At 38.7% G+C, this 12,856-nt stretch carries 7 protein-coding genes; 6 read left to right on the forward strand and 1 reads right to left on the reverse strand.

Annotation, left to right across the window (positions count from 1 at the left end):
* Nucleotides 1-96: 96 nt before the first annotated feature.
* Nucleotides 97-2,406, reverse strand: a complete 2,310-nt coding sequence (locus LC454_RS09910; protein WP_223581934.1) for a putative monovalent cation/H+ antiporter subunit A — start codon at nt 2,404-2,406, stop codon at nt 97-99.
* A 429-nt stretch (nt 2,407-2,835) separates the two neighbouring features.
* Here LC454_RS09910 and LC454_RS09915 point away from each other — a divergent pair, with 429 nt between their 5' ends.
* The 6 genes from LC454_RS09915 (at nt 2,836) to LC454_RS09940 (ending at nt 12,217) form a co-directional block, all read left to right on the forward strand.
* Nucleotides 2,836-3,357, forward strand: coding sequence for an RNA polymerase sigma-70 factor (locus LC454_RS09915; protein ID WP_223581936.1), 522 nt, complete (start codon nt 2,836-2,838; stop codon nt 3,355-3,357).
* A 52-nt stretch (nt 3,358-3,409) separates the two neighbouring features.
* Nucleotides 3,410-4,561, forward strand: a complete 1,152-nt coding sequence (locus LC454_RS09920; RefSeq protein WP_223581938.1) for a FecR family protein — start codon at nt 3,410-3,412, stop codon at nt 4,559-4,561.
* 233 nt (nt 4,562-4,794) lie between these two features.
* Nucleotides 4,795-8,400, forward strand: coding sequence for a SusC/RagA family TonB-linked outer membrane protein (locus LC454_RS09925; protein WP_223581940.1), 3,606 nt, complete (start codon nt 4,795-4,797; stop codon nt 8,398-8,400).
* Between the two features lie 24 nt (nt 8,401-8,424).
* Nucleotides 8,425-10,020, forward strand: coding sequence for a RagB/SusD family nutrient uptake outer membrane protein (locus LC454_RS09930; RefSeq protein ID WP_223581941.1), 1,596 nt, complete (start codon nt 8,425-8,427; stop codon nt 10,018-10,020).
* A 2-nt stretch (nt 10,021-10,022) separates the two neighbouring features.
* A complete protein-coding gene (locus tag LC454_RS09935; RefSeq protein ID WP_223581943.1) occupies nt 10,023-10,919 on the forward strand; it encodes a putative zinc-binding metallopeptidase in 897 nt (298 codons plus the stop codon).
* Nucleotides 10,920-10,927: 8 nt separating this feature from the next.
* Complete coding sequence (locus LC454_RS09940; RefSeq protein WP_223581945.1) at nt 10,928-12,217, forward strand: DUF4302 domain-containing protein; 1,290 nt, start codon at nt 10,928-10,930, stop codon at nt 12,215-12,217.
* The last annotated feature ends 639 nt before the right edge of the window (nt 12,218-12,856 follow it).

Here is a 12,856-nt window from a genome sequence, read left to right on the forward strand (position 1 = left end):
ATTGAGTATTGAGATTCCGGTGATACAAACCCATGGATTTTCATAGATCGTCCATAGTCCCTAATCATCATTACTTCGCTAACTTATCATAAAATATTATTCTTTATCAGATGATTTTAGACGTAATTTTAATAAACTGTACACACCGAGTGCAGCGATGCTCAGTACCACAATTTCAAACATGGTATCGAAGCCTCTAAAGTCAACAAGCAGTACGTTGACAACATTCTTTCCCTTGGCGAGTACATATGCATAATCACCATAGAACTTACTGATATTGGTAGTTGTTGGTTCATGTAATACCCGCAAAGCGACCATAGACAGCATACTACCAAATATAATCGCGACCACTGCGTCCCGAATGATGGTACGACGGTTTGCCAAGTTTAAAAAAGAAGGCAATTTGAACAAGACCAATACAAACAGAACAACTGTAAGCGTATCGATTGTAAATTGAGTCATTGCCAAATCTGGGGCACTATAAAAAACAAAGATGAGACATATCGCATAGCCAACAACGCTAGTTGCTACGACTGCAGTTAACCTAGATGAAGTTCGGATTGTTAATACGATAGCGCCGATCAGAATACAGACTGTTGTCACTTCATAAAAGCTGACAGGTGACAAGGTTTCCCATTTGATATGAAGTGGCCCACCTAGATATAATTGATAGCCAATCAATAATTCGGCAAATAAGATGATTTTCAAAAGATATGAACGTAGGTAACCGTTGTGCATCTTGTTTGTGAAAAAAGCGGAGAATAGGACAATCTCCTGCACACAGACCTTGATAATATGCTCTGGGGAAATTTTATCAAAAGTAGCAATCCATGCCAATTTCTTCACACTTGGTTTGTTTGAAATAAATACAAGTGTTCCGACAACAATTGTTATGGCACTTAGTAAAAGTATCAGATTAAAACCATGCCATATCTTTAGATGAAAAACTTCCTGTTGAGCTAAGATACTATTCGCGGTTGGTCCAGCAATCCAGTCGCCAATAAGGCCCGGAATACAGCCGAATATGACACCTAATACAGCCAGCAGCAAGGGGGGAATCCACATGGATTTGTAGGGTAGGTGCACATGGGCAAACTGTTCCGGTAATTTGCCTGCAAAGGGTTTTATTCCGGCCATAAATCCAGCAGATACTAGGAATATGTTAGTGAGGACTGCAGCTGCTGTCAAATAAAAGAATAATTGTGAGTCACTTTGTAAAGTGGCATCGTAGATCAGATCCTTCCCGATAAATCCAAAGGTCAAGGGTATTCCCGCACTTGACAATGCTGCTAGAAACCCAGCAATAGCAACGGGGGCTAAAACCTTGCGTAATCCGCGCAAGACAGTTAAGTCACGTGTTCCGGTTTCATGGTCGATAATACCCGTAATCAGGAATAGCGCTGCTTTATATAAAGCATGCACAAGGATAAAGACACTGGCGGCGATCACTGCTTCCTTGGATCCAAGACCGAGTAAGAAAACCAAGATCCCCAATGCGGATATCGTAGAATAGGCGAGTACCCCCTTGAGATCCGTTCTGAAAAGTGAGTGAAATGCAGCATATAGCATGGTAATACCACCGATGATCATAAGCGAATATGTCCAGATTGGGTTTCCGCCCAAGATCGGTGAAAAGCGAGCCAGCAGGTATATGCCTGCTTTTACCATGGTGGCAGAGTGTAAGTATGCAGATACCGGTGTAGGGGCTTTCATTGCCCCAGGCAACCAAAAATGGAAAGGAAATTGTGCTGATTTTGTGATGGCACCAAGCGCTACCAATCCAAAAATAAGCGGAAAGAGTGGATGTTGTTGAATCAAAGCAACCTTGCCCATAAGTTCGGTGATATTATAGGTACCGGCGATGTTGCCCATTAATATAAAACCAGCAAGTAGAAAGAAACCACCGAGGCCTGTGATGGATAGCGCGGTCATCGCACTCTTGCGGGAATCAGCGTTATCGTTGTTGAATCCAATTAGAAAAAAGGAACTGATAGATGTTAATTCCCAAAATATAAAGAGCAATAGCATGTTGTCCGAAAGCACTAGACCCAACATGGCTGACATAAACAAACAGAGGTAGCCGAAAAATCGGTCGATGTATTTATGTCCCTTAAGATAGGCGTTTGCATAGAAAAAGATGCAAGCTCCGATTCCGGTAATCAATAATGTAAAGAGCAATGACAGACCATCTAATTTGAAATCCAGATTAATGCCTAGCGAGGGAACCCATGTTGTTGATTGTACAAAATACGATCCCTGACTAATGGGTATCACAAGTTTTATATAATACAGAAATAGAAGTATCGGTAAAAATGCGAGAATAAAACCCCATTTGGTTTTAAGGAATCTACCAAATGGAACAATAAGGCTCGATGTTATTAATCCTGATAGAACAGTAAATAGCATTTAGTCTTTGTTTTAAATTTTTATTGGAGTGTTTGTCTTATTTTGTCAATAAGAACCTTCAAACTACCGTTGTTGCAGACGCATATCTGACTGTTAAGGTTTTTTGAAAGTCTACAATATAGTAAAAAAACTCGAAAAACGGGAGCTTTTGCATGTTTTGCTTGGTATAAATACAAAAAACTTGGGATTTGTTTTGTTGAAAGGGAGATTTATTTATGGATGAAAGTGGGACGGCGATAAAAATAGTATTTGGAAATGGGTTGTGGTAAATTACTTATAATGAGAGTTTTATGTGTTGTTTTTGCAATATATGTAATAAACATGTTAATAATTGTTAAAATAAGATTAAAATTCTATCTTTACGCTAGATTAGTTTACTGAACTCCACCAATTGTGACTAATCATTGTTTTATATACCCGTTTTACGCTATGGGACCTGAAGAAAAGTTATTTAGACAGCATTATAAAAGCTTATGCCACTTTGCCTGGAAATTTGTAGGAGAATCGTCTGTTGCAGAAGATCTGGTACAGGAAGCTTTTATTACATTTTTTAGGGAAAAGCAGCGCATGGATGAATCGGAGAATTTTGTTCGCAATTATTTATATACTGCTGTCCGTTTTTCCTGTTTAAAATATATCCGACACGAGAAGGTAAAAGAAAAATACTGGTCACAAGTTGGTTTTACAGAAGAGGATGAACACTCTGTTGAACTGTCCATGATCCATACGGAGGTTATCAATGAAGTTTATCGCATTATTCAAGAGATGCCCGCTTCCTGCCAGCAAATTTTCACGCTGGGATATTTGGAAGGTCTGTCCAATTTAGAGATTACCGATAGGCTTCAGATCAGTATTAATACCGTTAAAACCCAAAAACAACGTGGTATGAAGATGCTATTGGAAAAGTTGCATCCTGAATTTTTGCCCATTATTATTTTTTTGTTAAAATAATTTTAAATTCTTGTCACCCAATACTGATCTATAGGGTTTCTAACCTATAGATATGAAAGCTAGCACCAATTACATAGCCAAATTAATTCAAAAGTTACTTCGTGGACAGGAAACTGTTGCTGAGCGTGATTCAATTGAGCATTGGCGCAGATCTGATAAAAGAAATGACAATCTGATTGAGGAATTTCGGGAAGCAAAAAATATTGAACAAGACCTGAATTTTTTTGCAGATCTCGACGAGGGAGAAGCTTGGCGAAAAGTAGATGCTGTTAGATATAACAGAAAGATAAATTATTGGCCTTTTCTTCGTATTGCTGCAGTTTTCGTGATGCTATTCGGTGCGGCGTTATTCTACTTAAGCCATAAGCAAACAAACGAATCGAGTAAAACAGCCAATAATAAAACTCTCAGAAAAGATATTTTGCCTGCACAGTCTGGTGCTTTGTTACTGCTGGCTGATGGCTCTGTTGTGCCTTTGGAGAATTCGGTGAATACATTAGACCCAAAAATTGTAGTAGCGGAGACTAAGGGAGAGGTTGCTACAGCACAGGCACTAACAACAGAACCCTCAATCGAATACAATACATTAGTCGTACCGAAAGGACATTTCTATAAATTATCTCTGGAAGATGGTACACAAGTTTGGGTCAATGCAAATTCACAACTCAAATTTCCTGTCAAGTTTGATAAAAATGAACGCCGTGTAATTTTAGATGGCGAGGCTTATTTTGAGGTCTCGCATGATACAAAGCGACCATTTTATGTCGAGTCAAAAGGGAATGAAGTCAAAGTATTGGGCACACATTTTAATATCAATGCGTATAACGCCGATGTGCGTACCACCCTTTCTTCTGGACGTGTCCAAGTAAGTCATTCGGGGGAGAGCTTGTTTTTGGAACCCGGTGAATATGCCAATTTTGTTAGTGGGAGACTTAGTAAAGGAAAAGCCGATTTGGAGCACGATTTATCCTGGCATAATAACCAGTTTTATTTTAAGAAAGAGACTATTGTGGAGATCGCGTCCACACTCTCCAAATGGTACGATATTCAGGTTAAATTTAAGCAAGATGTGGCATTAAATAAAGTATATACAGGGAATTTTAAGCGCGATGTTAAACTTTCGGAAGTGCTAGAAATGTTGACCTATGTATGTAATCTGAAGTTTGAACTTAATGGAAAGGAACTAACAATAGAAAATAAATAAAAAAGGAGTGCTTATGTAATCGATCAATACCTAACCAAGTAGCCGACAAAAAAATAGAACAGGAATGTTGCAGCATCCCTGTCCGTAGATGATTAAAAAGGCTAAAAAATTTAAAAAAGCGAATTAAGTAAACCCAATTAACCACAAAGAGTAAATGTATGAATAACTTACCATTTGGCAAAACGTGGCGACTGATACCTCATGACCCACGGTTTTGCAAACCTTTACGTATTATGAAAATTAGTACTTGCCTTCTTTTCGCCTTTGTGACCGGAGTCCAAGCCAATGGCGTTGCGCAGAAAGTTACGTTGAAAATGAAAAATGCACGGATTGAAGAAGCATTGAATTCGATCTCAAAACAGTCCAATTTGCAGCTATTTTATGGAGAAAATATTGATTCCAAAGCAAGGGTTAATGTCAACCTGAAAGATGCTTCTGTAGCTGATGCATTAAATGCCGTTCTGAAGAACAATAATATTGAATATAAGATTATTGCCAACACGATTTCTATTAATGGAAAAAGTGAAGCTAGTAGATCAATTAATATTGTGCAGCAAGGGGTCTCCGGTACAGTCAAGGATAAGGAGGGAAATGCGTTGGCTGGAGCAACAGTGACTGTCAAAGGAACTGCTATTACTACGCAGACCGCTAGTGATGGAAGTTTTAGAATAAATGCTGGAGCAGATGCAACACTGGTGGTCCGTTATGTCGGCTATGGAGCTGTAGAAGTAGGCGTTAAAGGAAGGAATGTCATTTCTATTGCATTGGCTTCGGATGAGAGGCAGATCGAAGAGGTCGTTGTGACAGGTATGGGGCAGCGTCTTGACAAGCGCCTTTTTACAGGGGCTACCTCACAAGTTTCTGGTGCTACTGCACAGATCGGAGGACAGATTGATCCCAGTCGCGGTTTAGAAGGGCGAGTTGCTGGGGTTTCTGTTCAAAACGTAACTGGAACATTTGGTACGGCACCTAAGATTCGTGTGCGTGGTGCGACATCTATCTATGGTAGTTCAAAACCGCTGTGGGTAGTTGATGGGGTTATTATTGAAGACGTTGCTGATGTGAATGCAGATCAACTGTCTTCGGGTGATGCACTGACATTGATCAGTTCAGCTGTTGCAGGTTTGAATGCCCATGATATTGAATCATTTCAGATTCTGAAAGACGGGTCCGCAACATCTATCTATGGTGCTCGTGCTATGGCAGGTGTAATTGTAATTACGACGAAGAAAGGTACTGCGGGGCGTAGCTCATTGAATTATACAGGTGAATACACGTCTAGGGCAACACCGCGATATTCCGAGTTTAATATTATGAACTCCCAGGAGCAGATGTCCGTTTACGACGATATGTACAATAAAGGCTATATCGGCTTTGCGAATTTGCCTGTTGCGAGTAATAGTGGCGTATATGGGGATTTGTATAAGCGAATTCAAAGAGGAGAAATTCCTAACGATTTATTTACAGACCGACATAATGTGAATAATTTTTTGCGGGAAGCAGAATTCCGTAATACGGACTGGTTTAGCGAACTATTTCAGCCTAGTCTGCAGCATAATCATTCTGTAAGTATGTCCTCGGGAACCGAAAAATCCCAATATTATTCTTCTTTAAGTGCTTTAGTTGATCCAGGATGGACAAAAAGAAGTAAAGTAAATCGCTATACAGGTAACCTGAATGCGAACTATAATATTTCTGATAAACTTAGGTTAAATATTATTACAAATGGATCTTATCGTAAACAACAGGCTCCAGGAACATTAGGCCAGACTTCAGATGTAGTATTCGGAGAAGTAAAGCGTGATTTTGAAATCAATCCCTATGCCTATGCAATGAATACTTCACGCACCTTGGATCCTAGGACATTTTACACCCGGAATTATGCACCTTTTAATATCCTACATGAATTAGAAAACAACTATATGGATGTTGAGGTCGCTGATTTACGCTTTCAAGGTGATCTGAAATGGAAAGTAATTCCGGAATTGGAGTTGGGCGCTTTTGGGTCAGTACGTTATCAGACGACAGCACAACATCACTATATCAAAGATCGTTCAAATCAAGCAATGGCTTATCGAGCTGGATTGGTTGAACCCGACAACACCACAATTCGAGATAATAATCCGTTTCTGTACAAGGATCCAGATGATCCGTATGCAAGACCAATTTCAGTGCTACCAGAAGGAGGAATTTATAATCGAACAGACTATACCATGTTTGAACAGCTCTTTCGTTTTACAGCACAATACAATAAGACTTTCAATCTGAATCATATCGTTAATGTATTTGCTGGGTCGGAACTTACGGCATCCGATCGAAATAATACTTGGTTCAGAGGCTGGGGTATTCAATATGATCTGGGGGAAAGTCCTTTTACTGACTATAGGGTGTTTAAACGTGGACAAGAGGAAAATTCGCCTTATTTCCACGTGAATAGAAATAATGATAATGATCCGACAACGACACGTTATAAACAAGCTGCTTTCTTTGCGAACCTGACCTATTCATATGCAGGTAAATATACCTTAAACGGTACATTTAGATACGAAGGGGCTAATAAATTGGGTGAAGCAACCTCTGCCCGTTGGATGCCAACTTGGAATATTGCTGGTGCTTGGAATGCGCATGAGGAAGCTTTTTTTGAAAGCCTGAAGCCTACTTTTTCTCATCTTACGCTAAAAGCATCTTACAGCTTGACAGGCGATAGAGGTCCTTCAAATGTGACAAACTCGTATGCTGTATACCGTTCCTACACGCCATGGAGACCCACAGCAGGTGATGCGGAATCGGGTTTGGAAATAGCTGATTTAGCAAATAATGAATTGACTTACGAGAAAAAACACGAATTGAATATTGGGACATCAATAGGCTTTTTAAGTAATCGGATCAATGTAGAATTTGATTGGTATAAAAGGAATAATTTTGATTTGATTGGTGTAATCAATACACAGGGACTCGGAGGTCAAATTTCAAAGTTTGGTAATGTCGCTGATATGAAATCGCATGGTGCTGAATTGAGTATTACCGGTCACATTTTACGTGATCAAGCTTTTAAATGGACATCAAGCTTTATTTATTCAAATGTGAAAACAAAAGTGACACGTTTAGATACTAGAAGTCAGGTTATGGACTTGATCACGGGGACCGGCTTTGCTCTTCAGGGGGGGCCAGCGCGTGGATTATACTCCATACCGTTTGTCCGTTTAAATGATGAAGGATTGCCTGTGTTTTTAAATGAAGACAATAAGGAAACTGTTACGGAGCACGATTTCCAGGAACGAGATAATATTGGTTTCTTAAAATACGAGGGTCCTACTGATCCTCTTCATATCGGAAGTTTTCGAAATATGTTCAATTATAAAAACTTTGGTTTGGATGTGTTTGTAACCTACTCATTTGGTAATGTAGTTCGTTTGAATCCTGTGTTTTCAGATAAATACTCTGACCTGACAGCATCGACGAAGGAATTTGCTGATCGTTGGATGGTACCTGGAGACGAAAACTTGACCAATGTGCCAATTATTGCAACGACAGGACAAAATCGCGCGTACGAAAACCGGTTGAAATATGCTTATAGTGCTTATAACTATTCTTCGATACGGACAGCTAAAGGAGATTTTATCCGTATGAAAGACGTTTCATTGAGTTATGAATTTCCGAAAGATCTCGTAAACAGATGGAAACTAAATTCATTGGGACTACGCTTTAATGCAACCAACCTGTTCTTGATTTACGCGGATAAAAAATTGAATGGTCAGGATCCAGAATTTATCAATGCTGGAGGGGTCGCAGCGCCTATTGCAAGACAATACACATTAACATTGCGTTTGGGACTGTAATCGAAACTTTATATCGTAAATGAAATGAAAAAAAATAGCAAAATATATATAGTAATTGCCTTGATCTGCGGAGCAAGTTTGTCATCCTGCAATAAGTTTTTGGACGAAATGCCTGATAATAGGTCAAAGCTTGATAATGCCGCAAAAATAGATAAATTACTCGTGTCAGCATATCCCGAAGTCGCGTATTTGGTCAGTGCGGAGATATCTTCAGACAATGTGGACGATTATGGATCTACTAATCCAAATAGCGAACGTTATCTCGAAGAATTGTTCCATTGGAAGGATATTACTGAGAATAAGGATGATGGGCCTAAGGATGTTTGGGAAGCCTGCTACAAAGCAATAGCTAGCACAAATGCTTCATTAAAAGCCATTGAAGATATGGGTAGCCCAGTAAGCTTGAATCCACAAAAAGGAGAGGCTTTGGCAGTCCGGGCTTATAATCATTTTATATTAGTAAACCTGTTTGCCCAGCATTATTCCAAGGCAAATGCATCAACAGACCTTGGTGTTACCTATGCTGATAAACCCGAGGTTACGCTTGACCCTAAGTATGATCGCAATACTGTACAGGAGGTTTATAATCATATTATTCGTGATCTGGACGAGGCTATTCCGTTAATTGATGACTCTTCTTACGGATCGACACCAAAATATCACATGAATTCTCAAGCTGCTAATGCGTTGAGAGCGCGAGTTGCCCTATATATGCAAGATTGGGAGAAAGCGATCAGCTATGCAAATGCAGCAATAAGTTCAAACCCAACAACATTGCTGCGGGATTATGAAACAATAGCCGCAGCAGCTGTTGGAACTAGAGGGTTCCCAAATGGAGCTATTGCTTTTAATAGGAGTAATATTAAGGCAAATCTGATGCTGGCTACCGCAGCAACAATGCATGGAGTAATATTTGGGCCCTATAGTTATGGATCTCGATATGCGCATGGTGCATTTTTGGCTAATAACGAAACATCTCTCGCTAGCGGTCCTTACGGAAAAATAGCCTCAAATGGATATATACTTGACGTCTCAGTATATTCTGGAACAAATTTAGATAAAGTGTTATTTCCGCGTGTATCTTATATGTTTGAAGTCAAAGATCCTGTAGCTGGGACAGGCTACTCAAGAGGCGCATATGCGCCGTTTACCACAGAGGAGACGATGCTCGTTCGTGCAGAGGCACTTATCCATCTAAAGCGCTATAATGAAGCAATTGTAGATTTGAAAAGATGGGTAGATAATACCTTAGTACGTCCACCAGCGGCATTTACAGTGGAGAGTATTAATCAATGGGCGAACAATACAGCCTATTCTTCCGCAAAAGAACCAACAACAAAGAAAAAATTAGATCCCAAGATGATTTCTTTTGAAGTTGGTACACAAGAAAACATGCTTCAGGCACTGCTTTATATTCGTCGAATTGAGACACTCCATATGGGCTTACGTTGGTTTGATATCAAGCGTTATGGTATTGAAATTGAGAGACGTGTAATCAGTTCTGGAACTACAGTAGCATCTGTAGAGACAGCTACAAAATTAGTCGCTCGCGATAAAAGACAGGCATTGCAAATTCCTTCAGAAGTTATTGCTGCTGGTTTAACTCCAAATCCTAGATAATTATGAAAGCATTTAAAAAGATTGGCATACTATTGTTTTCTTCGGCACTTTTATTTTCATGCTCCAAAGAAAAAATAAATTCAGAAAGTATATTCGTCGATCGAAAGGTCGAACGAAATGAATTAGATAACTATATCGATAAAACATATACAAAAGATTATAACATATCAATATTGTATAAGTTTGTAGAAAAAGAGTCTGATCTGGACTATAATTTGAGCCCTGCGAGCTATGAAAGCTCCGTTCGCATGACCAAGTTGTTATATCACTTGGGTATTGATCCCTATAATAAAGTGACTGGAAGTAAAGACTTCATTCGAAAGTACTTTCCAAAACTGTTAAATTATATTGGTTCGCCTGCCTATCGCAATAATGGAACATTTGTGCTCGGTACAGCCGAAGGAGGAGTTAAGATTACACTTTATTTATTGAACAGATTAAACGAACAAACAGGTAAAGATATAGAATTCTTAAATTATTTCTATTTCCATACCATGCATCATGAATTTGCACATATCTTACATCAGACAAAGGGATATCCAGCCGCTTTTGAACAGATTACAGGATCAAAATATGTTTCGGATGCTTGGAGTAATATTTATAGTGATGATGATTTGGAAACCGTTATCTCAGACGGATTTATATCACCTTATGCGGCTAAAGAGCCGAATGAAGACTTCGTCGAAACTTATTCTTATTATATCACATTGTCTCCTGAACAATGGGAAGAGCGTATAAGCAATGGCGACGATAAAGGTATAGCCCTAATTACCGCCAAGCTTGATATTATACGAACATATTTCCAAAATATTTGGAATATAGATATAGATGTGCTACGTGACGAAATTGTCGCTAGACAGGCAGATTTAGCCAAATTTGATCAAACATCTTTAAAATAGAAGAAATCATGAAATTGAAATATTTATTGGTCTTATTCTTACTTCCAGCTTTGTTGATTACTTCATGTAAGCGAGAGGATGATAGAATATTTGAGACAAATGCAACAGTACGCATGACTGAAGCGGTGCAAAATGCATATACTGTCTTACAGGCGAACAAAGCTGGGTGGATGATGAATTATTATCCGAGTAAAAACCAAGAATTTGGCGGGTATACTATCTTTACCAAATTTATATCGAATGCTAAGGTTTCTGTAGCATCTGATCCAATTAAGGGTATTGAAACAAGTTCATATACTATCAACCCTGAATCGGGTCCTGTACTTAGCTTTGATGGTTTTAACAAAAGTATACATTGGTTTTCGGAACCTGGTAAGGATAATGGGGGGATCGGACCTGATGACAGTGGTATGCAGGGTGATTTTGAATTTATCGTACTTAAGGCTACAGCGGATTCAGTGGTGTTGAAAGGAAAGAAAAGTGGGAGCCACCTCGTGATGTTGCCTTTAAAAGGGACTGAGTTTGAGAGTATGTCTGCATCGTATCAAGAAGCCGCAAATAAATTTAATGAGTTTGAGGTTTACCAATTAGAAACTGCTGGAAACAAAGTTGTCGAGTTAGGTTACGATCCTAAAATACGTGTATTCAGCAATCCAAATGATCCATCGGCGAAAGATATATCGTTTCGAGTAGTTCCTGGTGGTTTGGAATTTTATGAGCCGTACACGATAGCAGGGAAGACTGTAGCTCGCGTGGATTTTATTGCGCCAACAACTACATATCCATCTGGTTACTATACCGATAAAGATAACAGTTTAAAGATAATTCCAGTTCCTACACCGCTTAATCGCTGGTTTAAGAATAACTTATGGTCTGTGTCTTATAAGAATATGGGTGCGCTAGGGAAGTTATATTGGAATGCTGGTAGGCCTATGTTAAAGGAAAGAGGTATTGTAGTGAATAATTTTTATATTGGTAAAAACGGGTCAGACGGAGTTATAATTTGGGTATTACAAGGCGGATCCGTAGTGGGTGGATTAACACATATAATTCAGCCCAAAGCAGGAACCGAAGACCAGGTATATATAGAACTTGAAGGATATGGGGTCGGTAACTTTGTTCTTGCTCATTGGCAGGGTGGACTAAATTACCTCTCCGCTCCGTTTGACGGAAATACTTTCAAGATTACTTCTGACGGTACGGCAAAGCCTTCGGTTATTACTTTAACGGATATGGCTGATCCAAGAAATGTAATCAAGTTGACATTGGATGATATTAGTGATCCATTAAACAATTAGAAAAAGGTAAATAAGCCTTCCTAATTTTTGGAAGGCTTAAACCCCAAAAAATGTAATCTAATAGCAAGAACAGATTATACATTATCCATATCAGTGGGTAGAAACGAACCGATTGTGTATCTAGTAAAAAAGTCGCAGAAGGTTCATCAGGACAGTTTTTGGTTAGACAGTTGAGAATAAGATGTAAATCGCTCTAGTCTCGAATGCTTACCCAAATGGATATTTTGAAAATCCAGAAAAGACTGTGAAAGATATTCCAATGGGGTTATGTTTATTTAATGGCTCTTCCATCGTTGTATGGAAGAGCTATATTTATTCTTAAAGTATGAATGATTCAAACTTAAAAATAGTATTTATAGGTTCGATAAGTAGCTTGGTTTATGTGTTACTTTCAATAGTTCATTTTTACTTAATTGCTACAATACCTGAAAATATAGAAACTGTCATAGGAGTTATTGTTGAGTTGTTTACAATTCCTATATTAATTTTAATAATGATTTGTATTGGGACCTCTTTTTACCAAATTTTTGTGAAAAGGCAATATCAACCTATATTTTTTGTAAGCTTATTTTGCAATTTGATTAGCGTTTTGTTGTTATGTTTTGGTGAAAATTTCTTTACATGGATACAATGACTTTG

This window comes from Sphingobacterium sp. GVS05A (assembly GCF_019969845.1).
GTDB lineage: Bacteria > Bacteroidota > Bacteroidia > Sphingobacteriales > Sphingobacteriaceae > Sphingobacterium.